General features: G+C 58.2%; 23 protein-coding genes. 7 read left to right on the forward strand and 16 right to left on the reverse strand.

Annotation, left to right across the window (positions count from 1 at the left end; genetic code table 11):
* Nucleotides 1–408 precede the first annotated feature (408 nt).
* Nucleotides 409–2,640: a TonB-dependent receptor gene (locus tag C8C92_RS07085; RefSeq protein ID WP_116743376.1), complete on the forward strand. Its 2,232-nt coding sequence runs from the start codon at nucleotides 409–411 to the stop codon at nucleotides 2,638–2,640.
* A 76-nt stretch (nucleotides 2,641–2,716) separates the two neighbouring features.
* Here the strand turns inward: C8C92_RS07085 and gluQRS are convergent, their stop codons facing one another.
* From gluQRS to C8C92_RS07125, 13 genes are all read right to left on the reverse strand, one after another.
* Nucleotides 2,717–3,646 (reverse strand): tRNA glutamyl-Q(34) synthetase GluQRS, encoded by a 930-nt coding sequence (gluQRS, locus tag C8C92_RS07090; RefSeq protein ID WP_116743377.1) that lies wholly within the window; start codon nucleotides 3,644–3,646, stop codon nucleotides 2,717–2,719.
* Nucleotides 3,647–3,766: 120 nt separating this feature from the next.
* On the reverse strand, nucleotides 3,767–4,618 hold the full coding sequence (locus C8C92_RS27140) for a hypothetical protein (protein WP_133250702.1): 852 nt from the start codon (nucleotides 4,616–4,618) through the stop codon (nucleotides 3,767–3,769).
* A gap of 52 nt (nucleotides 4,619–4,670) precedes the next feature.
* Nucleotides 4,671–5,081: a VOC family protein gene (locus C8C92_RS07095; protein WP_116743378.1), complete on the reverse strand. Its 411-nt coding sequence runs from the start codon at nucleotides 5,079–5,081 to the stop codon at nucleotides 4,671–4,673.
* Between the two features lie 304 nt (nucleotides 5,082–5,385).
* Nucleotides 5,386–5,808, reverse strand: coding sequence for a hypothetical protein (locus C8C92_RS27145; protein WP_133250703.1), 423 nt, complete (start codon nucleotides 5,806–5,808; stop codon nucleotides 5,386–5,388).
* Nucleotides 5,809–5,817: 9 nt separating this feature from the next.
* Nucleotides 5,818–6,327: a hypothetical protein gene (locus C8C92_RS27150; protein ID WP_133250704.1), complete on the reverse strand. Its 510-nt coding sequence runs from the start codon at nucleotides 6,325–6,327 to the stop codon at nucleotides 5,818–5,820.
* Between the two features lie 78 nt (nucleotides 6,328–6,405).
* Nucleotides 6,406–7,005, reverse strand: coding sequence for a hypothetical protein (locus C8C92_RS07100; protein ID WP_133250705.1), 600 nt, complete (start codon nucleotides 7,003–7,005; stop codon nucleotides 6,406–6,408).
* A gap of 49 nt (nucleotides 7,006–7,054) precedes the next feature.
* Nucleotides 7,055–7,339: a hypothetical protein gene (locus C8C92_RS27155; protein ID WP_133250706.1), complete on the reverse strand. Its 285-nt coding sequence runs from the start codon at nucleotides 7,337–7,339 to the stop codon at nucleotides 7,055–7,057.
* A 62-nt stretch (nucleotides 7,340–7,401) separates the two neighbouring features.
* A complete protein-coding gene (locus C8C92_RS27160; RefSeq protein ID WP_133250707.1) occupies nucleotides 7,402–7,857 on the reverse strand; it encodes a hypothetical protein in 456 nt (151 codons plus the stop codon).
* A gap of 319 nt (nucleotides 7,858–8,176) precedes the next feature.
* On the reverse strand, nucleotides 8,177–8,452 hold the full coding sequence (locus tag C8C92_RS27165) for a hypothetical protein (RefSeq protein WP_133250708.1): 276 nt from the start codon (nucleotides 8,450–8,452) through the stop codon (nucleotides 8,177–8,179).
* Nucleotides 8,430–8,753 carry a hypothetical protein gene (locus C8C92_RS07110; RefSeq protein ID WP_207780978.1) on the reverse strand — a complete coding sequence of 108 codons (324 nt, stop codon included), beginning with the start codon at nucleotides 8,751–8,753 and terminating at the stop codon, nucleotides 8,430–8,432. Before C8C92_RS07110 ends, C8C92_RS27165 begins: the two co-directional genes overlap by 23 nt.
* A 77-nt stretch (nucleotides 8,754–8,830) precedes the next feature.
* A complete protein-coding gene (tssG, locus tag C8C92_RS07115) occupies nucleotides 8,831–9,895 on the reverse strand; it encodes a type VI secretion system baseplate subunit TssG (protein ID WP_116743381.1) in 1,065 nt (354 codons plus the stop codon).
* Entirely contained in the window at nucleotides 9,859–11,712 is a 1,854-nt protein-coding gene (gene tssF / locus C8C92_RS07120) for a type VI secretion system baseplate subunit TssF (RefSeq protein ID WP_116743382.1), read from the reverse strand. The genes tssG and tssF overlap by 37 nt, the downstream gene beginning before the upstream one ends.
* 78 nt (nucleotides 11,713–11,790) lie before the next feature.
* Nucleotides 11,791–12,603: an outer envelope protein gene (locus tag C8C92_RS07125; protein ID WP_081344898.1), complete on the reverse strand. Its 813-nt coding sequence runs from the start codon at nucleotides 12,601–12,603 to the stop codon at nucleotides 11,791–11,793.
* Between the two features lie 445 nt (nucleotides 12,604–13,048).
* Between C8C92_RS07125 and C8C92_RS07130 the strand changes: the two genes are divergently transcribed.
* The 6 genes from C8C92_RS07130 (at nucleotide 13,049) to C8C92_RS07155 (ending at nucleotide 20,430) form a co-directional block, all read left to right on the forward strand.
* Nucleotides 13,049–14,563, forward strand: a complete 1,515-nt coding sequence (locus tag C8C92_RS07130; RefSeq protein ID WP_116743383.1) for an ABC transporter ATP-binding protein — start codon at nucleotides 13,049–13,051, stop codon at nucleotides 14,561–14,563.
* A gap of 50 nt (nucleotides 14,564–14,613) precedes the next feature.
* Nucleotides 14,614–15,690: an ABC transporter permease gene (locus C8C92_RS07135; RefSeq protein ID WP_116743384.1), complete on the forward strand. Its 1,077-nt coding sequence runs from the start codon at nucleotides 14,614–14,616 to the stop codon at nucleotides 15,688–15,690.
* A complete protein-coding gene (locus C8C92_RS07140) occupies nucleotides 15,683–16,612 on the forward strand; it encodes an ABC transporter permease (RefSeq protein ID WP_116743385.1) in 930 nt (309 codons plus the stop codon). Before C8C92_RS07135 ends, C8C92_RS07140 begins: the two co-directional genes overlap by 8 nt.
* Before the next feature lie 21 nt (nucleotides 16,613–16,633).
* Complete coding sequence (locus C8C92_RS07145; protein WP_116743386.1) at nucleotides 16,634–17,710, forward strand: BMP family ABC transporter substrate-binding protein; 1,077 nt, start codon at nucleotides 16,634–16,636, stop codon at nucleotides 17,708–17,710.
* 121 nt (nucleotides 17,711–17,831) lie between these two features.
* The gene (locus C8C92_RS07150) at nucleotides 17,832–18,668 is read left to right on the forward strand and encodes an HDOD domain-containing protein (RefSeq protein WP_071079117.1); all 837 of its coding nucleotides are present in this window, start codon (nucleotides 17,832–17,834) and stop codon (nucleotides 18,666–18,668) included.
* A gap of 136 nt (nucleotides 18,669–18,804) precedes the next feature.
* Entirely contained in the window at nucleotides 18,805–20,430 is a 1,626-nt protein-coding gene (locus C8C92_RS07155) for a M28 family peptidase (protein WP_116743387.1), read from the forward strand.
* 145 nt (nucleotides 20,431–20,575) lie between these two features.
* On the opposite strand, the gene C8C92_RS07160 is transcribed toward C8C92_RS07155, so the two are convergent.
* From C8C92_RS07160 to C8C92_RS07170, 3 genes are all read right to left on the reverse strand, one after another.
* On the reverse strand, nucleotides 20,576–21,790 hold the full coding sequence (locus C8C92_RS07160) for an MFS transporter (RefSeq protein WP_116743388.1): 1,215 nt from the start codon (nucleotides 21,788–21,790) through the stop codon (nucleotides 20,576–20,578).
* A gap of 135 nt (nucleotides 21,791–21,925) precedes the next feature.
* Nucleotides 21,926–22,951, reverse strand: a complete 1,026-nt coding sequence (locus C8C92_RS07165; protein WP_116743389.1) for a formylglycine-generating enzyme family protein — start codon at nucleotides 22,949–22,951, stop codon at nucleotides 21,926–21,928.
* Entirely contained in the window at nucleotides 22,948–24,963 is a 2,016-nt protein-coding gene (locus C8C92_RS07170) for an arylsulfatase (RefSeq protein ID WP_116743390.1), read from the reverse strand. The genes C8C92_RS07165 and C8C92_RS07170 overlap by 4 nt, the downstream gene beginning before the upstream one ends.
* Nucleotide 24,964: the final 1 nt, after the last annotated feature.

Raw genomic sequence — 24,964 nt, forward strand, 5'->3', positions numbered from 1 at the left:
GACGCCAATTCTGCTTTCTGCAGGCCATGAGAAAAAGGCGCGCCGTGCGGCAAATCATCGGGTGAAACAGCCAGGCACTGGCGCTGTTGTGGCTGAATAACCACTAGTCAGCCCTTTATGTTGATGAATGAATATTTTACATAACAATATTCTTGCAGCGCATAAGGCGCTTGAATTAAATTGGCGCCTTACTTAAAAGTTGGTGTTCATCAGACATCCCAGAGATGCGGCCGCCACCGCTGTCAGCTTGGACGACAGCCAGGGCAGAGCCAGTGACGCCAGGAGCGGAGAAACATCCGCTCGCGCTGCTGCACCATGATGGTGCAGGGAACGCCAGCGCCGTACATAAGCCGGAGACAGGTTGGAAGACAGATTTCGCAATTCTTTTTTAAACTTCTGGGAAACAACATGATCAAGATGTCCAAGATGCACCAGCGTTTGTGCGCCAAAAGCGCCGCCATGCTGGCACTGTCCGCTGCCTTGCCTATCGGCTCGGCGTATGCTGATGAAGTCGCTGCTGATACGACCCCTGCCGCCAGCCAGCTGGAAACCGTGACCGTGACGGCGCAGCGGCGCAAGGAAAATATCCGCGACGTGCCCGTTTCCGTATCGCTGCTGCGCGACGAGAAGCTCGACGTGCTGGTATCCGGCGGACAAGATATTCGCGTGCTGGCCGGCAAAGTGCCTAGCCTGAACGTGGAATCGTCGAACGGCCGCACCTTCCCCCGCTTCTACATCCGCGGCTACGGCAATACGGACTTCAATACGTTTGCATCGCAACCCGTTTCCCTGATCTACGACGATGTCGTGCAAGAAAATCCCATTTTGAAGGGTTTCCCGATTTTTGACGTGGCCGGCGTGGAAGTGTTGCGCGGCCCGCAAGGTACCCTGTTCGGCCGCAACACGCCGGCCGGCGTGGTGAAATTCGAATCGGCCAAGCCCAAGCTGGAGAAGGTTGAAGGCTATTACAACGTCTCCGCCGCCACGCACAACACGACCAATTTCGATGGCGCCGTCAACGTGCCACTGAGCAAAGAATGGGCCATGCGTGTCTCGACCCTGCGCCAGCACCGCGACAATTATGTCGACAACACGTTTACGGGCAAGAAAGATGCGCTGGACGGCTACAACGAACACGCCGAACGCGTGCAACTGCTGTACGCACCGAACACCACGTTCAACGCCCTGTTCAATGTGCATCAGCGCACCACGACGGGCAGCGCGCGCCTGTTCTTCGCCAATGCAATCAAGCAGGGCACGAATGACCTGGTCGATGGTTTCGACCCGCAAAAATCGTACACCAATGGCCAGAACTTCCAGCGCCTGCGCACCAGCGGCGCCAGCGCCCGCCTGAGCTGGGACCTGGACAGCGTCAAGCTGTTCTCGATCACCGGCTACGAAAAGGTCAACAATTACCTGAGCCATGGCGACATCGACGGCGGCGTGCCTGGCGCCCCCAATAATTTGCCATTCCAGGTAGAGACGGCTGGCGGCATCAGCGGCGTCACCCAGTACAGCCAGGAATTCCGCGTCGAATCGAAAAACGCCGGTCCTTTGAACTGGCAGTCGGGCCTGTATTTCTTCGATGAAGATGCCAACGGTTTCACCGACAACTTCAACAGCGACACGGGCGCGCTGACCTCGCACGTGGCCAGCCATCAGAAAAACAAGGCCTGGGCCGCCTTCGGTTCCGTCAACTACGCCGTCAACGAAGATGTCATGTTGCGCGGCGGCTTGCGCTATACCAAGGACAAGAAGGATTTCAACACGGTCGAAGCGGACCGCGTGAAGCAAATCTCCCCCACCAGCGCCGATGTCAGCAAGGGCAAGGTCAACTGGGACTTGAGCGGCACCTATAAATACAATAAGGATGTGAACTTCTACGCCCGCATCGCCACCGGCTTCCGCGCGCCGAGTATCGCGCCAGCTGGCGACAAGGTGCCTGTCACCATCGCTGATGCGGAAACCATCCTGTCCTACGAGGCCGGCATCAAGGCTGACTTGTTCAACCGCCGCGCCCGCGTCGCCTTCAGCATTTACGACTACGAGATCAAGAACCAGCAATTGACCGTGGTCGGCGGCAGCGCTAACGTCAACCGCCTGATCAATGCTGCCAAGACCAGCGGTCGTGGCGTTGAGCTGGACCTGGAAGGCTTCGTGACGCCTAGCCTGAAAATGTCCGTGGGTGGCAGCTACAACTTCACCCAGATCAATGACGCTGGCCTGGCCGTCAGCAAATGCGGTTTTTCTTCCTGCACCATTCTTGATCCGATCAATGCAGCCGGCAACGTCGTTATCAACGGCAATCCGCTGCCACAGGCGCCAAAATGGATCGTCACGGCCACCGGCCGCTATTCGATCCCGCTGGAAAACGGCGAACTGTTCCTGTTCACGGACTGGGCATACCGCAGCAAGATCAACTTCTTCCTGTACGAAGCGGCCGAATACACGGGCAAATCGTTGCTGGAAGGCGGCTTGCGCGTAGGCTACATCTGGGATGCCGGCAAGTATGAAGTGGCCGCCTTTGGCCGCAACATCACCGATACCCGCCGCATCACGGGCGCCATCGACTTCAACAACCGCACGGGCTTCATCAATGAGCCACGTCAGTTTGGTGTGCAGTTTAAAGGCAACTTCTAATTGCCTGATACCAGGCGCCGGCCCTTGCGGCCAGCGCCTGCTTCAACCCGCCCGGTTTGCGCCGCGGCGGGTTTTTTTATGTGCGCTCGGGAAGGCGCGCCAGCCGCTGCGCCCAGGCGGGAATGGCTTGCCGCCAGAAGTCTTCCACGTCGTCGGCGCGCACGTCGAGACCGAGGAAGCGGGCGGCCGGCAGCAGCGCCGACGCCAGCAGTTCACCGGCATGCGTGCCCGTATCGAAGGCGAGGGCGCCCGTCTGCTTCGACAGTTTCTCGCCGCTGGCATTGTTGACCACAGGCACGTGCAGAAAGCCCGGATGCGGCAAGCCCAGCACGTCCTGCAGATACAGCTGGCGCGGCGTCGAATCGAGCAAATCCGCCCCGCGCACCACCTGCGTGATGCCCTGCACGCCATCGTCAACCACCACGGCCAGCTGGTACGCCCAGTAACCATCGCCGCGCAGCACGATGAAGTCGCCCACTTCGCCGGCCAGGTCCTGCCGCTGCGGACCATGCCAGCGGTCGGTAAAGCCATACACGGCTTGCGGCCCCTCTGGCACGCGCAACCGCCGGGCCCGCGCCGCCTTGCCCGGCGCCAGGCCGTGGCGGCAGGTTCCCGGATACACGGCGGCCCCGCCCTTGGGGACACCCGCGTGCAACACCGAATCGTGGATTTCCTTGCGCGAACAGCCGCACGCATACACGAGGCCAGCGTCCTGCAACCGCGTCAGCGCCGCCTGGTACAACGGCAGCCTGCGGCTCTGCCACGTTGCCTCGCCATCCCACGTCATGCCGCAGCGTTGCAAGGTGGCCAGGATCGCCATATCGGCACCCTCGACATTGCGGTCATAGTCCAGATCCTCGATGCGCAGCAGCCACGTGCCGCGATGCACCTTCGCATCGAGATAGCTGGCCATGGCGGCTACGAGCGAGCCCATGTGCAGGGGACCGGAGGGAGAGGGGGCGAAGCGGCCGATGTAGGGGGCGGTGGGAGAGTTCGGAGACGGCATGCTGTGAGTGTAGGCGGTGGTGACAGGCGTTTATTGCTCAGGATGGGGAGCTTTGGCAACAGCGGCAAGTATCGTGCAGGGTGATGGGCAAGTCAAATCCTGGGCGGTTCTATGTATTGCCTAATTAATCATCAAGTGTGTAACGTTATCTTCAATATATGAAATTTCTTCTTTGCAGTAATGCGGGTCATTCAGTTCTCTGAAATGTAAATCCTTGTCGAATTCCTTCGTGCTGAACCTGTTACTCAGCAGTGCCACCACGCTCCCCTCATCTGGCCAGTCTGAAGAATGCAATGCTATCAATGAATTTCCAAAAGAAATCTCGTTGAGAAGACAGTTTTTTATTTTTTTGGGTAGCTTCTTCAATAAAATCAGCCAACGTATCTCACTTGCTTTTGGAAAAAAAGTATCACTGTTTTTTATGAATTCTATTATTCGTTGCTGCACTTCTATAGATTTATCTAGATTAATATACGATTCACGATGAGCGTTCATTTTCAATCGGATGGGTGATTTTCTAGCTATTTTGTACTGCAAGATTATGCATGATGAGGATATTTTTATGTCATGCTGTACGATAACGCTTCCCCACGAAAATTGAAATACTATTTCTGATAGTCCTTTCATTTTTCCGGGAATGCCAGACTTTCTTTGAATTTGTTTGACTAGCGATGACTCACTCACGCCGTTGCCTACAGAATTATTTTCAAAGTAATGCATTATTATGTAATCTATTTCGGGGAAATTTTCTTTTACAATAATTAACTCGAAAACGTAATCGCCTATCCATCCATTGATATCAAAAATATACATTCCAGTCCCTGTTGTTGAGGGTTTGGTATGGAATGTATTGATAATGCTATTTATGAAATCGTTTGCTGGAGTTTTTTTCGATAAGGCAATCTCTCCATTGACGAGCAGTAATCCATCAATGAAATCAAAAATATAGCTTGGGATTTCAAATTTTTTCATTCTGTGATGCGGAATTTTGAATGAGGCATCTCGTATGAATTATTGCAGTGATTCAGCACGGTTCGTAGAGGCAAATATTGTTCCCCATCGGATCTTCGACGTTCAGAAAACTTGCGTAGGGAGTCTCCACGTAACTGACGAAAAAAGCAGTTTTCACCAGTCGCTCCTTGAGCGTGTCAATATTTTTCGTTGGTAAAGTGAGTAGATTGATCGTGCCACCTTTGCTACCTACGCGATGTGCTTGCTCAATGGTTGAAGGAGGCATGAATTCTATTGAGAATTTTTTGTTGGACTCGTGCGCCATCGTGAGGCGGCGACTGGTACCTGAATCACACTGAATGATGCTATCCATCGTAATAAAAAATCCGAGATTATCAATGTAAAACTTTTTTGCTTCGTCAAAATTCAGGCAGAGTATTCCTATATTGATAGTGTCTAAAATGTGATTTTTTCTGGATATCATGGTTATCCTTGGAGGCGAGGATAAATACGAAAAATATTATTTTAAAATTGTATAAACCAGGATTTTATTGTGGATAAAAAATTGCAACAGGCTTCATGTTCTTCTTTGAAAATGCGAAGCCCTGTCTTTATTTCTCGTTCATAGAAAAAACTTCCCAATGTCCATTTTTTTCTCTTATGCACAGACTCTCATCCTGAGTCGGATCGCCAATCGAGAAAGAATTTGATGGTATGTTTAAAATTGCCATCTCGTGTCCAATATCTGAAATATTCATCTATATCGTAATCTGAATTCAATATTGGTTTTATTGATAGGCACAAAAAACTGATGTGGTTTGATTATGTGGATCGTGACAGGCGTCTATTTCCCCCCACGGCCCTGCTTGCGGCAGAACGATGCCAAACTCATCCAGAAACCAGCGTCTCAATCTTCTTGTATATTTTCCTTCGGGTTTAGACTGAAAACCATCCATGCAATTTTCAGGACCAAAATCCCAGTATTTTATGGGTCCATCATCTTTCTCAAAAAAACAAATAACGATTATTCTCAATTTATTTCGTTTGAAACTTGTTTTGTAGGCGATTACCTCTTCTTCATGCTTTACCCATGCTTTCCAGCCTTGATCCATCGAGTGTAGATTTTTTCTTTTCATTCCTCTAAATAGAATGATCGATTCGTTTGCAGAAAAATATCCATCTTTAAATTTGATGTTGGGTCGGAGATCCATAATTTTTCTTTAAGGTTTGCTACGATGCTGCCAATTTCGGTAAAATAAATGTGTAGTTTTAGAGACGTTCCATGATATTTCAATTGAAGCCATCGCTGATTGAAGAGATGCTGAAGCCGAAATGTTGCCCCATGAAAAATTAAATGCGGAGAACGTTTTCTTTATCTCATCAGGACCTTTTCCCAAGACTTTAGCAAGTAAGTTGGCTAACCTTTTTTTATCGGCTATTAATTGGTTTTCTGTCGTGTCATAACCATATTTTTTTGTATTTCCTCCATCCCACGATAGCCAAACACTTTTCATAAAATAATTCTCAAAAGTAAAATTTATGCCAAACTCAAATTCATTCAAGCTTCCGCACGTTGATAGATTGTGCACATAAGTATTTGTTTTTTTGTCTTCTATTTCAATGTCATTTTCTTTTGCAGTTTTAATAAACTCAGATTCGTTAAGTGGTGCCATCATAATGGCGTCCAATAAGAGGTAACCATTTTTTGTATCAAAGGATATTTTTTTCATTTTTTTTGAAACCTTGTCGGATGACCTGGCACGGAGCGGTAATACGATAATCTCCAGCCGGACACTATGCCTTGACCGTTAACGGATGAGATTTTCGCATATCCACTCCAGAGTCTTAGCATAGGAAATATTTCCTTTTTTTCGTTCCAAGGCCGCTTCATGAAGAAAAGAGTTCTGTAGTTCCGGAGTTCTCTTTTGCGCGATCCACATGCAAATAGAATCAGCGATAGCATGATCTATATTTTCCTCATCAAGTATTTTTGCCATCATGTGCAAACCTTTCAAAACATGATTTTTCCACATGTAGAATTCGGCCACAATCATGCGCAGTCTCAGGAATTTGCTCTTTTCGAAGCTGTCAAGAATTTTCTCTTGTTCATGGCTTGGTGAGTTGTGTAGGTAGTAACTAAATATAGGTTCAATATGGCTATTGAGAACATCGTCGTCGTCGTCGGCAGATACATTGATGGCGATGATATTTTGTGCAATTTTTAACATGGTTGCGTTTGCAGGACTTTGCCATGCTATATCCCAGATGACCTGATGTAGTTCCGGGCTATAAAATTCGCGTTCGAGCGAGCTGGCAAAAAAATCAAGTTCGTTGCTTGTAAGTGGCGCAGTTTTTTTTGCGATAATTTCTCTTCGCAAATTTTTAAGATATTTTTCATCCAGACGCAATTTTTTTATGACTAATTAGAGTGAACTCTATTTAATTTATGGTCTGGTTTTATCTATGATAGTTTGAGCTGATAATTTTTCTCGTCTTTTTTGAAATGGTATAAGTGATGGATCTTCCCAGTGATGTTTTTCCACCTAGTATTTTTTCACCGGGTGCAAAATTTGGTACGAAAGTTATTTTAATATCTTCGTTGTTGTCTTGAATGTATATTTTAAAATCTGAAATATTTCTTTGCTCTTTCTTGAATTCATCCAAAACCATGAGCAAGTTCTCAAGATTTTTTCCGGAAATTTTGTCTTCCAAGTTTTCTATGTCGGGTGTGTATTTTTCCATATCTATATCGGAATAAGAAAGGTTTGTTGGAGTACTTTGCTAATTAATATTTATTTTATTTATTATATATTTGTGTTTTTACCATATATTATCATTGTCGAACAAAGTGATGATTTTTGATTTGCTTTGACTATTATGTATCCCCACGAGAAAGAAAAAAAATCCTCGTACTTTGTCGATGTTTCAGCTGATTGACCTAGTGAATTTGAAATTAACTTACTTAGATATTTTTTCTCATTGATCATGTCTGAGTGACTGGAGTCATATCCAAGTCTGTTTGTGATTCCATCTGCCCAGATTATTTCAATAATGAAAAGAATTCCGTTTTTAAATCTGATATTTACTCTTGTTTCCAGATTGAGAAATTTAATATTTTGCATGCTATATGTTTCAAATTCATTTATTTCTCCAAAACTTTCAAGAAAATTTATGTTTTTTATTTCTTTTGTTGATGTGTTTTTGTTTACGTGAAAATTCTCATTTATTTCGATATCGCCAGTATTCTTGTTTATATTCATTTGCGGTCTCGGAAATTTAAATATTTTTTTGCGTTAGCTTTGAGTTTTGATATATCTGAATCATCAATAAAGTATTGATCATGGACTGAAGTTTATGTGACGTGCTATAACCGATGGGACGACCTCAGTGGTAAACCGCTGATCAACCCGTCAAGCACGGTTCTGGCACCGAACAAGGTCATGCTGTGACGAGGAATATGATCACACAAAACTAAATATCTAGATAAAATTGAAAATGCCATGTGTTTTTCTTGGTTGCTGGTCATTGTTAATAATTTTTTTAATGAACATATCTTTCTTTAATGCAGTTTAATAAAATTCACTTTTGATAATTAATTTTAATTATTTTCTTGTCTTTTTTTGATATAAGATAAACCACCGTTCGACCCAGGGAGGTTTTTCCTCCTAACTTTGGACTCTCTCCTTTTGCAAGGTTTGGGTGGAATGTTAATTCTATTTCATCATCTTCCTCTTTTATGTGGATAATGAAATCTTCAATATTTTTTTGTTTTTTTTCAAAATCAATATAGGCAATTGTTGTATATCTAAAATATTTCCCAGAAATTTCGTCATCAAATTTTCGGACTTTTTCCATAATTTTTCTCCTTTAATTTTTTTGGACTCAATATTTTGTGCTGGTGATTTGTGGGTAAAAGTTCGGTGGTCACCATCTTGCCCATCACCTTGTCGAGCGCGATGGCGGCGTCGTCGGACAATACTTCCACCACGTAGGAAAAGTCGCGCGACAGGCTTTCGCTGGCGGCAAGGCTGTTGGCCAGGAACTGGATGCCGGCGGGGCCGTCGCCATGCGGGAAGTGCAGGCGCAGCAGGCGCTGGCCCTGCATGTCGCCCGTTAATGCCATCCATGCTGCCGTCGTATCGGGGAACTGGCTCATCGCGCATCGCTTCACGGTAGGAATCGTTGAGCGACTGTAGCAATAGCGAACACAAGCGTTTTGCGCCGCCGCAAGCTTCACTCTTTGAGTGAGGGCATCAATTGCATTTCGTAATGCATGTCGTCGCGGTCGCGCGGTGATGCTGCAGCGCTGAGGAAACTGTTGCAGCCGAGTCCGCCTTGTGGCGCGCTCGTCAATGCCAGTCCCCGCACCTCGCTGGCGCGCAGCACCAGTACGATCTGGTAGCGCACGAGCGACTGGCCGAACAGCATCAGCATGTGCCGCAACGCCTCGCTGCCAGGGGCGCGCGGCAGGAAGTTGGCGTGCTGCTGCGCCGTGAGCGGACCGAGGCGCAGGCGTACGGCCAGGTCGGGGCGGCGGCAGCGCTCGCCGATGGTGGCGCGCTGGCCCAGCACGGCATTGGCCATGCCCAGTGCTGTTTGTTCGCGCGGCGCCAGCGCGTCCATGGCGCCCGTCGCCTCGTCGATGTGGCAGGGCACGCCAAAGTGGTCGCTGAGGATGCGCGCCATGACGATGGACGAGATGTTGCGTTGCTGCAGCAAGCCGCTGTACAGGCCGATCGCCGCCTCGTCCTGGCCTTGGTCCTGGCCTTGGTCCTGGCCCGGCTGGCACGCGGCCAGGTCCAGCAGGCGCGACAGGAAGGCGCCGCTGTGGCCGGCCTGCTCGATACGGTATTTTTGCCATGCCTGGTAAAACAGGGTGACGGCACGGCTGGAAAATAGATCGAGAAAAGCGCGCGCGCTGGTGTCGCGTTCGCTATGCTGGTGCGCGGCGATGCGCTCCGAATAGTGGCTGGGCAAGCTGCCCTGGCAGCCCAGCAAGCCCATGAAGGCGGGCGTGAGGTGGATATGTTGTAAATGACCCGACAGCAGCGCTTGCAGCAAGGCATCCGCATCGTCGATGCCGTTTGTCGTGAGCGCCTCGATCTGGCTGGCGGGAAAGCGCAGCGAGACGCTGTTGTCGAAGCGCATGATCTTTGCCAGCGCCGTGTGTTCATCGATGCCGTGTTCGGCCAGCCACGCCAGCAGCAGGCGCAGCGCCTGGAAGCACTCGAAGCGCTGCGGCGCGTCGAGCAATTGCTGGATCACGCTGGGGTGGCGTCGGCGCTGCGTTCCGGGCATCGGATGAGTTCCTCGCCGCTGCGCTGCGACAGCAGCGTCAGTTGGCTAAAGCAGTTGAGCTGGCTGTTCAGGGCGAAGTAGCGCTGCAGCACCTGGGCAAAAATATAGATGCTGCTGCCGACGAAGGCTTGTTCGTCGATGCCCAGGCGGATGGCGATGCCGGGCATCAGGGTGGGAAACGGCACAGTCGGCATCCACGCGCGCGTGCTGCCGTGTTCGAGCGTGACGATGCCCTGGATCAGGCGCTGCGTGGTGGGCGAACGGGGCAGGTCGTACAGGCTGAGCATTTTCTGGAATTCGCCCAGGCCCGATTGCGTCAGGCCCGAGTAATTGAGCGACAGGTGCGCAATCAGCCGCCAGTGCGTGTCGGCCAGGAAGCGCATGCTGGGCGTGGGCTTGCGCAGGAAGCGCGCGGGGATGCCGTCGGGTACGTCTTCGGCCAGCAGGTCGCCGCCGGGCAAGCCGTAATGCAACTGTGTGGGCAAGTCGCGGTTGCTGCACAGCAGTTGCGTCGAGACGGTGGCGCAGGCCGCGCTGCCCGGTGAAAATTGCGGGTCGATCAGGCAGAGGCGCATTTCGTGGCCGGGACTGATGGCCGCCACGGTTTCGTCACGGCGCGCCAGCCAGTATTGGCCATGCTCCTGGCCATGCTCTGCCTGAGAACCCTGCAGCGAGGCATACAGCGGCAAGAAGGTGCTCAGGCGCTCGCCGGCCTCGTCCTTGCGCACCACGGTGACGGCCTCGATGCTGTGGATGTCGTAGGCGAACGCATGTGTGGCATCGGCCAGCAGGGCGTAGTCGGGCTCGGTATGCGTGAGGCGGATCGGCACGCCGGACTTGGCGAACAGGTTGACGACAGGCGTGCATCCCAGCAAGAGGTTGTCGGGGCTGACGCCGGACAAGAGACGCGCCTCGTGGCTGTCGCTGCGCACGCCCTTGAGCGGCAGGTGCAAGGTGAACTGGCGGCATTGCCTCGGCAACAGGAGCGCCAGCCGGGACCAGGCGATATCGATGAAATGGAATTTTTCCGGAAAGGCGAAATACTCGGTCAGCAGGCGCAGCGCCGGGTGCGAACGGGCGGAAATGGGGATCAGCGCGTCGTCGTCCGCATAGCCGGCCGGCATCAGCAGCGTGCCATCGACAGCCAGCCACGGGCTGTGGTCATCCAGCGCCACGTACGCGCCCGCGCCGCGCAGGAACAGGGCGTCGAGCAGGGCCGCGCGCACGGACGGTTCGCCATCGGCAAACAGGCGCAGGCTGGCAAAACCCGGCTGATCCAGATGGTAGTTGTCGCTGCTGCTGGTGAATTGAATGCTGAGCAAGGCGCTGGCACCGTCGGGCAGGCGCAGGCCGGGCGGCGCATCGATGATGGCTGAAAAATGCAGGCGAGAAATGGTCAGCGGCGCCAGGGTTACGTCATACGCGCTGGTGAATTTGCAGGCCACGCCTTGCACCGGCTGCGAGCGCAGCACGGTGCCGCGCGCAATATGCACAAGCTGGGCCAGCTGGCCGCCACCGGGCGCTTCGTCGGCAGCGATGCGCACGATGGAGCACGAAGGAAACGGCCGCAGGTAGTGCGGGTACAGGGTGTCGAGCAGGGAATGCGTAAATTGCGGATAGGCGTCGTCGAGGCGTTTTGACACGCGCGCCGTGAGCAGGGCAACGGACTGGATCAGGCGTTCGACATGCGGATCTTCGCAGGTGTCGCCGGCGATCAGCAGGCGCCCGGCCGCTTTCGGATAGCGGCTGGAAAACTCGCGCGTGTACTGGCGAAACAAGCCCAGCTCACGCTCGTAATACGGCAGCAGTTGTTCCACGGTCGCGCTCTCCGCCAGCTGGAAAGCTTCATGCTGGCATCAGGCGCGACCGTGGATGTTGATGCGTGACAATGATTCTTAGAAATGGTACTCCGCGCGTATCATCGGCGTCTTCGCCGTCTGGCCCACATTGCCCGTGGTGGCGGCCGAGTTGCCGAACTTGTTTTTCCAGTACTGGTATTCCAGGCCCACGCGGAAGGTGTTTTTCGGACTGCCGAGGGCCGCGCCCACGTCGAACATCACTTGCATGTCGATATTCGTTTCCACCGCCGTCTTGCGTCCCACTTCATCGTTGCCTTTGGAATCGATGAGGTTAAAGAAGCCTTCGAACGAGAACAGCGGCGACAGGGGAATGCCCCAGGCGCCCGTCAGCATGGCGTGCGTTTTATACGTGTAGCGGCCCGTCACTTGCGAGATGGGCGGGAAGGCGCCGCTGGGGGCATTGCTTTCACGCAGCAACAGCAGGCTGGTGTTGAAGAAGCCGGGCACGTCCCACATCAGGGTCGGGCCGGCCACCAGCATGCGCTTGCGCGAGTTGTAGCCGACATCATTTTTCGTGTTGACGTCGAAGCCCAGGGTGACGCCGACGCCGCGCACGGGGCCGAACTTGATGTCGCTGCCGCGCACCTTGCCGATGTCGATGGTGTTGCGGTACACCAGATACGCCTCTTGCGCGCCGGAAGTCTTGCCCAGCGCGCCAGGGTCCTTGCTGTCGGACATGAGGAAATCGAGGTTGACGAAGTTGCTGCCGTATTTGTAGCCGCTGGCGTGCGTGATGGCAAAGATGTTTTTCTTGATGTCATCGGGATTGAATGGCTCGCGGTAGTCACTGCCGGCGCGCCAGCTCAGCGAGGTGTCGCTCCATTCGGCAGCCTGGGCGGTCGCTCCCAGGCCCAGGGTCGTGGCAAGGCACAGGCAAGGCAACAGACACGGTAAGATTTTTGGCACTTTCGGCTCCTGATGGCGGTGTTGGAAAACGGATACAAGGGATGGCGGGGCGCGTAGAGCGCATGATGCGCTGCGTTGCCGCAGAATGCGCGCCGTTCAATCCATGATGGGAGAGACGCGGCGTCAGATAATATGCAGTATTTACATACCTACTATCATTTCTTGCATATAATCATCGCATCTTCCAGCCCTTGTGGGGCAAGGCGGGGGCTGCAAAGCAGCTAATTTTTTTCAAAATTGTATACAGGTGTTGTTTTTTTGCAGAAATAGAAATGGACTGCCAAACGCCAGCCCCCAAGCATCCGCGGATGCCGATACGATAGCTATCGCGATGGCTTGACGCCGCGCCGATCGATAGACGGACAACTTAGCTAGGCACGAAAAAACAATGACGGCACGTCTGGAATTACACGACATCAGCAAGCGCTATCCGTCCGTGGTGGCGAATGACGGCATCCACCTCACCGTGGCGCCCGGACAGATTCACGCCGTGCTCGGCGAAAACGGTGCCGGCAAATCGACCTTGATGAAAATCATCTATGGCGCCGTGCAACCCGATGGCGGGCGCATCCTGTGGAATGGCCGCGAGGTCGAGATCGCCAACCCGTCGGCCGCGCGCGCGCTGGGCATCGCCATGGTGTTCCAGCACTTTTCCCTGTTCGACACGCTCACCGTGACGGAAAACATCGCCCTCGGTTTGCCCGCCGGCACCAACATGGCGGAACTGGCGCAGCGCATCGAGGCGACGGCGCGCCAGTACGGTCTGGACCTGGAACCGCAGCGCCACGTGCACACCTTGTCGGTGGGCGAATGCCAGCGCGTGGAAATCGTGCGCGCCCTGCTGGCCAAGCCGCAACTGTTGATCCTCGATGAACCGACTTCCGTGCTGACGCCGGGCGCCGTGGAGAAACTGTTTACTACCTTGCGCCAGCTGGCAGCCGAAGGCTGCAGCATCCTGTACATCAGCCACAAGCTCGACGAAATCCGCGCCCTGTGCCATACCTGCACGGTGGTGCGCGCCGGCAAGAACGCGGGCGTGTGCGATCCCACTCAGGAATCGGCGGCCAGCCTGTCGCGCATGATGATCGGCGCCGAGCCGCCCGCCGTCACGCGCGTGGCGCGCACGCCCGGTGCCGTCATGCTGAGCGTCAAGGCTTTGGACTTGCCGAAGAGCCACCCGTTTGCTACTGAGTTGTGCGATATCAATTTCGACGTGCGCGCGGGCGAGATCGTCGGCATCGCGGGCGTGTCCGGCAATGGCCAGCAGGAATTGCTGGCCGCCCTGTCGGGCGAGGACATGCGCGCGGCCCCCGCCAGCATCGTGCTGAACGGCACGCCGGCGGGACGCTTGCCGCCGGGACGCCGGCGCGCGCTGGGCTTCGGCTTCGTGCCGGAGGAGCGGCTGGGACGCGGCGCCGTGCCCGACATGGGGCTGGCCGACAACGTGTTGTTGAGCTTGCAGACCCCCGCCACCATCCGCCACGGCTTCGTGCGTCATCACGTCATCGCGCAGCGGGCGGCCGCCATCATCGAGCGCTTCCAGGTGAAGGCGGGTGGGCCGCAGGCGCTGGCGCGCAGCTTGTCTGGAGGCAATTTGCAGAAATACATAGTCGGACGCGAAGTCATGCGCGAGCCCGCCGTGCTGGTGGTGGCGCAGCCGACCTGGGGCGTGGACGTGGGCGCGGCCGCGCAAATCCGCGCCGAATTGCTGGCGCTGCGCGACGCCGGTTGCGCCTTGTTGGTGGTATCGGAGGAACTCGATGAATTGTTCGAGATCAGCGATCGCTTGCTGGTGATGGCGAAAGGAAAGATTTCACCTTCGCTCGAGGTGGGGGAGGCCAGCGTGGCCCAGGTGGGACAATGGATGAGCGGGCTGTGGCCGCAGGAGGTAGCCCATGGCTAAGTTTGCCTTGCAGCTGGAAAAGCGTCAGGTATACCCGAAGGAGGTAGCCCATGGCTAAGTTTGCCTTGCGCCTGGAAGCCCGTCCTACACCGTCGAAGCTGATGTCGTGGCTGTCGCCCGTGCTGGCCGTGCTGCTCACCGTGCTGTGCGGCGCGCTGCTATTTGTTGCGCTGGGACACGATCCACTGGCGGGACTGGCCGTCTTCTTCGTGGAACCCTTGCGCGACGCGCACGGCTGGTCCGAGCTGGGCATCAAGGTGGCGCCGCTGCTGTTGATCGCCGTGGGCCTGGCCATCTGCTTTCGCGCCAACATCTATAACATCGGCGCGGAAGGGCAGCTGACCCTGGGCGCCATCTGCGGCGGCGCGGCAGCCCTGTACCTGGACGATGGCGTGGGCGGCGCGACCGTCATCGGCGTGTCCCTGCTGGCCGGCATGGCGGGCGGCATGGCGTGGGCGGGCCTGATGGCGTGGCTGCGTGACCGCTACAACGCCAGCGAAATCCTCGTCTCGCTGATGCTGGTCTACATCGCGCAATTGCTGCTCAGCTATCTCGTGTACGGCGTGTTGCGCGACCCGGAAGGCTTCAACTTCCCTCAGTCGAAACTGCTGTCCGACGGCTTGCTGTTGCCGATGGTGATCAGCGACACGCGCTTGCATGTGGGCATCATCTTCGCCTTGCTGGCCTCGCTGGGCGGCTGGCTGTATTTGTCGCGCAGCATTTCGGGTTTTCGCCTGCGCGTGGGCGGCATGGCACCGGCTGCCGCGCGGTATGCGGGCTTTTCTTCGCGCAAGACTTTATGGTCGTCCCTGCTGATCTGCGGCGCCCTGTCCGGCCTGGCGGGCGCCTGCGAAGTGCTGGGACCGATGGGGCAGCTCACGCCTACGGTCTCGCCCGGCTACGGCTTTGCCGCCATCATCGTCGCCTTCGTGGGGCGCTTGCATCCCGTCGGCGTCCTCTTTTCCAGCTTCGTCATGGCTCTGTTCTATATCGGCGGCGAACTGGCGCAATCGCGCCTGGGGCTGCCCAGCGCGATCACGGGTGTGTTCCAGGGCATCTTGCTGTTCGCCTTGCTCGCTTGCGACGTGCTGATCCAATACAAATTGCGCTGGAGAAAACATGGATAACCTGGCCCTGACGATAGCGCCCTTGATCGCCGCCAGCATCAATGCGGGCACGCCGCTGATGCTCGCCGCGCTCGGTTTATTGGTGAATGAAAAGGCGGGCGTGGTGAACCTGGGCGCGGAAGGCATGATGCTGGTGTCGGCCATCACGGGCTTTGCCGTGGCCGTCAACACGGGCAGCCCCACCCTGGGTTTTCTGGCGGGGGCGGGCGCCAGCATGGTGTTGTCCGGCTTCTTTGCCTGGCTGACCGTATGGCTGGGCACGAACCAGTACGCGACGGGCCTGGCCTTGTCGCTGTTCGGCGCGGGCGCGTCCACGTACATCGGCCTGAAGTATGTGGGCAACAGCTTGCAGAACGGCCGCTTCGGCATCCCTTTATTGGAAGACATTCCCGTGCTGGGGCCGGCCCTGTTCCGCCAGCATCCGATGGTGTATCTGTCGCTGCTGCTGTGCGTGGCCATCGCCTGGTTTTTGTACCGCACGCGGGCGGGACTGGTGCTGCGCGCCGTGGGCGAGTCGCCGGCGTCCGCGCATGCGCTCGGCTACCCCGTGCGCCGCATCCGCCTGGCGGCCGTGCTGTTCGGCGGCGCCTGCTGCGGCCTGGCCGGCGCGTTTTTATCGCTCGTGTACACGCCGCTGTGGGTCGAGGGCATGGTGGCGGGGCGCGGATGGATCGCGCTGGCGCTGACCACGTTTGCCACCTGGCGCCCCGCGCGCGTGGTGGGCGGCGCCTACCTGTTTGGCGGCATCACCATTCTGACCTTCCATGCGCAGGCGCTGGGCGTGCCCATTGCTTCGCAACTGCTGTCGATGTTGCCGTATCTGGCGGCCATCGTCGTGCTCGTGCTCATTTCCAGCAATGCCAATTACATCAAGCTCAACATGCCCGCTTCACTGGGGAAAAATTTCAACCCCGGAAATTAATCACTCACCACAAGGAAAACCATGTCCAAGAAATTACTGTGCGCCGCCGTTTGCAGTGCCATTCTGATGCCTGCCATGGCCGCCGCGCCCGCCGCCGCTCCATTGAATGTCGGTTTTGTTTACATCAGCCCCATCGGCGACGCTGGCTGGACCACTCAGCATGATCAGGCGCGCAAGGAAATGGAAAAGGCGCTGGGCAACAAGATCACTACCAAGTTTGTGGAAAACGTGCCGGAGAGCGCCGATGCGGAACGCGTGATCCGCGACCTGGCGCAAACGGGCAGCAAGCTGGTCATCACGACTTCGTTCGGTTACATGAATCCCACCTTGAAAGTGGCGAAGCAATTTCCTAATGTGAAGTTCATCCACCTGACTGGCTACAAGACGGCCGTCAACGTGGCCAACACGAATGCCCGTTTCTACGAAGGCCGCTACCTGGCTGGCGTGTTGGCAGGCAAGATGAGCAAGACGCATGTGGCCGGTTATGTGGCGGCGTTTCCCATCCCGGAAGTGTTGCAGGGCGTCAACGCCTTCACGCGCGGCATGCGCAGCGTCGACCCGAAGGCGGAAGTGAAAGTGGTGTGGGTGAATAGCTGGTTCGATCCGGGCAAGGAGCGCGACGCGGCCATCACCCTGATCGGCCAGGGCGCCGACGTGGTCACCCACCACACGGACTCGACCGCCGTGGTGCAGGCGGCGGAAGAGAAGGGCAAGTATGCGATCGCCTACCACTCGGACATGAAAAAGTACGGGCCGAAGGCGCAGCTGGCTGCCGTCACCCACCATTGGGGCGAGTACTATACGAAGCAGGCGCAAGCTGTGCTGGACGGTACGTGGAAGTCCAGCAGCACCTGGGGCGGCATCAAGGATGGCATGGTCAAGCTGGAAGGCATCAACGCCGCCGTGCCCGCCGATGTGAAACAGTTTGTATTGGCGCGTGAGAAAGACTTGGTTGCTGGCAAGCTCAATCCTTTCAGCGCGCCGATCAAGGATAACGATGGCAAGGTGCGCCTGGATAAAGGCGTGCTGGACGATGCGGCGCTGACGAAGATGGATTATTTTGTCGAAGGCGTGGCAGGGAAAGTTTCCGGAAAGTAATAGGTTTGAGTTTGAACTTGCTGTAATATTGCCGGAAACGGGAGCAAGGCCGGGGATACATGCGCATTCCCGGCCCATCCACATAGCAGAGCCTGCATAGGCCCGTACCGGAGATCGACCCATGGACAGACTGGAAGTATTCAAGATTATCGCGCTGCAAGCGAGCAAGGGCGAGCTGACGTTCCCCGCCAACGTCAAGGCCACCTTGAAGCTGCAGGAAGCGCTGGATGACCCCGATTGCCATATCGAAGCGGCCGCCCGCATGGTCATGGCCGAGCCGCTGCTGTCGGCGCGGGTCGTGGCCTTGGCCAACTCGGCCGCCTACAACCGTTCTGGCAATGAAATCGCCAATGTGCGCGCAGCCGTCTCGCGCCTGGGATTTGCCACCTTGAAATCGATGGTGGCGTCCGTCATCGTGCGCCAGCTGGGCAGCCAGATTACCGACCCGCAATTGCGCGCCAAGGGGGCCAAGCTGTGGGAGCACACGGCCCACGTGGCGGCATTGAGCCAGGTCATCGCGCGCAAAGTCACGCATGTGGACGTGGAAACGGCCATGTTCGCCGCCATCGTGCACGAGGTGGGTGGCTTTTATCTGCTGTCGCGCGCCGAGGAATATCCTGGCTTGCTCGACGACAACACGGAAGACTGGATCGAATACGGCGAAAAACTGATCGGCCGCGGCGTGCTGCGCCAGTTGCAAGTACCCGACATGGTCTTGCAGGCCGTGGAAGGCATGTGGCATGGCGGCAGCCCGTTCCCGCCCCGCACCTTGGGCGCGACCCTGGTGCTGGCCAACGATCTGTCGCCTGTCGGCTCGCCCCTGCACCCGCCGGAAAGCGCCGAGCGGCGCCTGGCAGCGGCGAAGATCGACTTTGGGATTGGTGGCAGCACCCTGCACACGATACTCGAGGAATCTGCCGAAGAGATCGAATCGCTGGCGGCGGCCCTGCTGGTCTGACGCTTCCCCATCGCCTATCCCCGCCCTTGTTGCGGGGATTTTTTTCGTCCGCATTTTGCTGCGCTTGCCCCATGGCATACAATCGCCGGCCCGGCTATCCGCCGGACTGAATGTCTCCTCTTACCCAAAGGATCTTATGCAGAAGCTGTTTTCTTCCCTCGCCTTGACTGCGCTGGCGTTTTCCGCGCAAGCCGCTGCCGGTTTGCCCGTGGTACAGGAAGCGCCGCTGCGCGCCCACCTGGCCTTCCTGTCCAACGATTTATTGGAAGGCCGGGGCACGGGTCAACGCGGTGCCGACCTGACGGTGGCGTATCTGGAAACCCAGGCGCAGATGGCCGGTTTGCGCCCCGTGCGCGGCAACAGCTACCGCCAGAGCGTGCAGATCGCCGGCGTGAAGTCGCTGCCTGCCGCGAGCAGCCTGCAGGCGCTGGCCGGTGGCAAGGCCGTGCCGCTGGCGTTCGGCCCGGACTGGGTCTGGGCCACGGGCGACTCCGTTGCCGCGCACACGTTCGATGCGCCGTTGGTGTTCGTCGGCTATGGCATCACGGCGCCGGAAGAGGGCTGGAACGATTTCAAGGGCGCCGATGTCAAAGACAAGATCGTCGTCATGATGGTCAACGACCCGCAGCCGACCACTCTTGATCCGAACCGCTTTGCCGGCAAGGCGCTGACCTATTACGGCCGCTGGACGTATAAATTCGAGGAAGCCAAACGCCAGGGCGCCGCTGGCGTGTTGCTGATCCACACGAAACCGTCGGCCTCGTACGACTGGAGCGTGGTGCAGAACAGCTGGAGCGGCAGCGAGCGCTTCCAATTGGCGGAGCGCATTGCCGGCACTCCCCTGCAGGGCTGGATCGCGGAAGACGCGGCGCGCCGTCTGTTTGCGGCCGGCGGGCAAGACCTGGACGCCTTGCGCGCGCAAGCGGAAAGCAAGGACTTCAAGGCCGTCGCCTTGAATGCCAAGCTGAGCGGCGAAATGAAGTCCATCGTGCGCAAGGTGGAACAATTCAATATCGCCGGCATGGTGCCAGGCACCGACCCTTCATTGAAGGATGAAGCCGTCATCTACAGCGGCCACTGGGACCACCTGGGCCAGCAAGGTAAGAGTGACGAAAAAGCGGGAGACACGATTTACAACGGCGCCGTCGACAACGCCTCGGGCACGGCCGGCTTGCTGGCCATGGCCCAGGAAGCCGTGAAAAATCCGGCGAAGCGCACGCAGATTTTCCTGTGGGTGGCGGCCGAAGAGCAGGGCTTGTTGGGCAGCGCCGCGTATGCGGCCGATCCGCTGTGGCCTTTGAGCAAGACGGCGGCCGCGCTGAACCTCGATAGCTTGAATTTCGTCGGTGCCACGCATGACATCGGCGCGCAGGGCAGCGAGCGCACGGAGCTGGGGGCGATGGCGGCGGCAACCGCCAAAGCCATGGGCATGCATATCGCTGCCGCGCGTCCTGACCTGGCCGGCGGCTATTTCCGCAGCGACCATTTCAGCTTTGCCAAGGCGGGCGTGCCCGCGTTTTCTATCAATGGCGGCCGCGAGTACATCAAGGACGTGGCGGCGTCGAAAGCCAAGGCGGCCGCGTATGGCCCCCGCTACCATCAAGTCACCGATGAGTACGATGCCAGCTGGGATTTGTCCGGCATGACGCAGCAGGCGCAATTTACGCTGAACCTGGGGCAAGCCGTGGCCAACGCGGCGAAAATGCCGGCCTGGAAGGCGGGCGATGCGTTTGGCAAGGCGCGCGAGCAGGCTGCGAAATAAGACGTGGTCCGTGCATACTTTGTCGGGTTACGCGCTGGCGCGCTAACCCGACCTACGCACTTGCTCCAAGCGAACAGGCGTAGGTCGGATTAGTGCGGCGAGGCCGCGCGTAATCCGACAACACGGTTGGCCCCGCAGCGCCGGATCAAGCCGCCCGTTCCAGCCTGCGCTGTGTATGCCGGTACTTGCTCCACACGATCAGCAGCAACAGCGGCATGGCGCCGCCCACCATGCACAGGGCGGGCCAGCCGCCAGCGGCGAAGCTGGCGCTGGCCAGGGCCGAACCGGCCGACGCGCCGATGAAGCCGCCCGCGATGAACACGGTGGTGACCCTTGCGCGCGCATGCGGCGCCAGTTTATAGATGATCGACTGGTGCGTCACTTGCAAGCCCATCACGCCCATGTCCAGCAGGACGATGCCGATCAACAGCAGTACCAGCGAATGCGCGCCGAAGCCGATCAGGGCCCAGCCCGCGATCGAGGCGACGGCCAGCAGCCAGGTGGCCTGGCGCGCGTAGCCGCGGTCGGCCATGCGGCCCGCCGTATTCGCGGCAAAGGCACCCGTGGCGCCGGCCAGGCCGAACAGGCCGATCTGCATTTCCGAATAGTGGTAGGGCGCGCCGCTAAGTAAAAAGGTCAGGCCCGTCCAGAACACGCTGAAAGTGCCCAGACCCAGGCCCGAGAACAGGGCGCGCTGGCGCAGCAACGGTTCCTGGCGGATGATGTCGGCCAAGGAGGCCATCAGCTTGCCGTATTGCAGCTTGCCACGCGGCGCTTCATTCGGCAGGATGCGGCGCAGCATGACGAGCAGGGCTGCGACGACGATGGCGGCCAGCACGTAGACGCTGCGCCAGCCGCCGCTGATCTGCGACACCGTGCCGGAGACGGTACGCGCCAGCAGAATTCCCAACAATAAACCCGTCATGACGGTGCCCACCATGCGGCCCCGGCTGTGATCGGGTGCATACGAGGCCACCATGGCCGTCACCACCATCAAGGCGCTGGCCGTGATTCCCATCAAGACGCTGGCGATGGCGAAGACGATGATGTTCTGGCTGGTGGCGGCCAGCAGCAGGGCGCCGATCTTGGCGATCAGCATCCACGTCAGCAATTGGCGGCGGTTCAGCACGTCGCTGAGGGGCACCAGAAACACGATGCCCAGCACATAGCCGATCTGCGTGGCCGTGACCAGGTAGCCTGCTTGCGGCACGCTGACGCCAAACGAGGCGGCCAGCATCGAGGTGAGCGGCTGCACGTAGTACAGGCTGGCGACGAGCACGCCGGCGGACAGGGCGAACAACAGGATGCGCGTCGACGTCAGCAAGGCGCTGGCGTCGATAGTGGATGGTGTTGATTTCATGCGATACAACTTTCTTGGAATGACGCTTTTGGATCAGCATGATAGCGGGGCTGCGCATATCCTGCCGGGCAGGGCCGGTTTTGACCTTGCCCGGCATGCTGATCAGCAATTATCCAAAGGCCATTCAGCCAGCATTCAGCCGTCGCGCAGCACCGTGCGAAAGCCGATATGCGCGGCGCCCAGGTCCGCTTCCTGTGCTTCGCGGGCCGAGGCGCGGTAGCGCACGCAAAAGTCGGGCGAACACAGGAAGGAGCCGCCCTTGATGACCATGGGCTGGTTGGGCTGCAGCGGCGCCGTGTGCCGTGCTGCGGCGGCCACGGCGGCCGTGTCGCCATTCGCGTGCGCCTGGTGTGTGCCGCTGTAGGCGTCGCGCGTCCATTCCCAGGCATTGCCGATCATGTCATACAAGGCAAAGGCGTTGGCCTGATAGCAGCCGACGGGCGCCAGGCCCGCATGATGGTCTTGCTGCGTATTGAGCAGAGGGAACGCGCCTTGCCAGTAATTGGCCGTCGGTTGGCGCTGGCGGTCGACGGGTGCCTTGTCGAGCTCGGCGTCGCTGCGGCCCGCCTTGGCCGCGTATTCCCATTCCGCTTCCGTGGGCAGGTCGCGCCCGAGCCAGCGCGCATAGGCCAGCGCATCGGCTTGCGTCACCATGGTGACTGGCGTGTTGCCGGCAGGCGCGCCAGATGCGGGACCGGTGGGATGGCGCCAGTCGGCGCCCTTCACATACGTCCACCACGCGTAGGGCCGCCGGGCCAGCTCTTCCTGCGTGGGCTGGTGGAAGACGACGGCGCCGCCTTCCTGTTCCGCCTGCGTCACGTAGCCGGTGGCCTGCACGAAGGCGGAGAACTGGGCGTTGCTCACTTCCGTCTGGTCCATCCAGAAGCCGGCCACTGCCTGCGACGCCATGGCCGGGCGCTCATCGGCGTAGCCTTGCTGGCTGCCGAGGGTAAAGTTGCCCGATGGTATCCAGGCCATGCCCGCCTGTTTCTGGCGGCCCCAGCCTGCGGGCAAGCCCGTGCCTGCCGCGCACAGCGCTTCGCTGCCCAGCGCCGCCGGCACGGGCCGGGCGGCGGCCTGGGCGGCAGGCAGCCTGTCGCAGCCGCTCAGCTGCAGGCTGGCCAGCAGCATGGCGGCCAGGGAGGCGATGCGCAGCCTCATGGGCGGCCTGCCGCGGCTTTTTCATCATCCTTGGGCTCGGCGGGGAACTTGATGCCGTAGAAGCCGCCCGGACGCAGCGGTTCGACGCCGCCCACTTGCTGCATATAGGTCTTCCATTGCGCCACCAGCTGCGCCGTCAGTGCCGCATGCTGGTCCGCCACGTCATGGTTTTCACCGCGGTCCGAGTGCAGGTCGAACAGCTGCCAGGCGCCGGAGACGGGGCCTTGCGGCGGTTCCGCCCAGACGGCTTTCCAGCGGCCATCGGCGCTGAACAGGTAGGCGCGGCCATACGACTCGTCGCCGAACGGCGCCGTGTGCACGGGACCGGCGTGGCGCTCCTGCAGCAGCGGCAGCAGCGATTTGCCCGTGATGGGGTAGACATGGCGCGCGCCATGCACGACCTTGCCCAGGTTGCGGTCGCGTCCCGTCTTCGCGTCGATGTCGGCCGGCGCCGGCTGCGAGGGCGCGGCGATGCCGGCCAGGTCGAGGAAGGTGGCCGTGTTGTCCGTCACGAAGGTAAAGGTGCGCAGCGGCGCGGCGCCCTGCTGCTGGCCCGGCAGGCGCACGATCAGCGGCGTCGAGACGCCCCCTTCGTGGAAGTTGCCCTTGACGTTGCGGAACGGCGCCGCGCTCACCTCGGCCCAGCGCAAGCCGTACTGCAGGCGCTGCGCGCTGGCCTTGCCATTGTCGCGGCCCAGCTGCGCATAGGCTTCGGGCTGTGCGTTGGCTTCGTCGGTGCGTTTCGGATCGTCGCCGCCATTGATGGGCCAGCCTTCGGCGCCGTTATCGGACTGGAACATGATGAAGGTATTGTCGTACTCGCCGATATCCTTCAGGTGCTGGATCAGCAGGCCGATGTTGTGGTCGAGGTTATCCACCATGCCCGCGTAGATTTCCATGTAGCGCGCCTGGGCTTTTTTCTCCAGCGGCGTCAGGCTGCTCCAGCGCTTGTTGACATTGCCGGGGCCATGGTCGACATAGCCCAGTTCCGCGCCATGGTTGGCGTTCACGTAGCGCGCCCGCGGCGTGTCGTTGTTGGCGCTGGCCGGCGTGCGCGTGAGCAGGTCGGGCACGCCGCCGAACGGCGTGAAGTCGGCGGGAATGATGCCCAGTGCCTTCATGCGCGCGATGCGCGCAGCGCGCACCACCTCGTAGCCCTGGTCATAGCGGCCCTTGTATTTGCTCAGGTAGGGCTCCGGCACTTGCAGCGGCCAGTGCGGCGAGGTGTAGGCGGCGTAGGCAAAGAAGGGCTTGCCGTCGCCGCGCCGGGAATCGATGTAGCTGATCAGCTTTTGCGTATAGAAATCGGTGGAATAAAACGCTTCCGGGCTGCCGCCTGGCGTGCCGGGTTCGCCGGGGCGCACATAGCGGCCATCTTCCGTGTAGTTGCGCGAATCGGCCGGCTCGTGGCCGAAGTGATTGCGTGCCGCGCCCGGCAACAGCGCATAGCTGCGCTCGAAGCCCCACTGGTCGGGCGTCTTGCCCTTGTCGGCGGCGCCGCCGACGATGCTGGAACCGAGGTGCCATTTGCCGGCCATGTAGGTGTGGTAGCCGCCATCCTTGAGCAATTGCGCCACCGACAGGGCGCTGTTGTTCAGGTAGCCCTCGTAGCCGGGCAAGCCGCGCCGTTCGTCGCGCGGCGCGCCCATCGTGCCTTCGCCCACCAGGTGGTGGTCGGTGCCGGAAATGAGCATCGAGCGCGTGATGGCGCAGACGGTGCCAGTATGGTGGTTGGTCAGCAGGCGCCCACCGCGCGCCAGGGCGTCGAGATTGGGCGTCTCGATTTCGCCGCCAAAGGCGCCGATGTCGGAATAGCCGAGGTCATCAGCCATGATGTAGAGGATGTTCGGCCTTTTCGGCACCGGCGCGGTGGGCGTGACGGGTGTGGCGAGGATGGTGGTGGGCGTCACGTCCAGCGCGCCATACGCGCTGAGGGTGGCGGCCAGACCGCTCAGGGCCAGGATGGCGCCGATCTTGCGGCCATGGCGGCGGGGGAGGGCAGGAGTGGTCATA

This window comes from Janthinobacterium sp. 78 (assembly GCF_003096775.1).
Taxonomy (GTDB): domain Bacteria; phylum Pseudomonadota; class Gammaproteobacteria; order Burkholderiales; family Burkholderiaceae_D; genus Janthinobacterium; species Janthinobacterium tructae.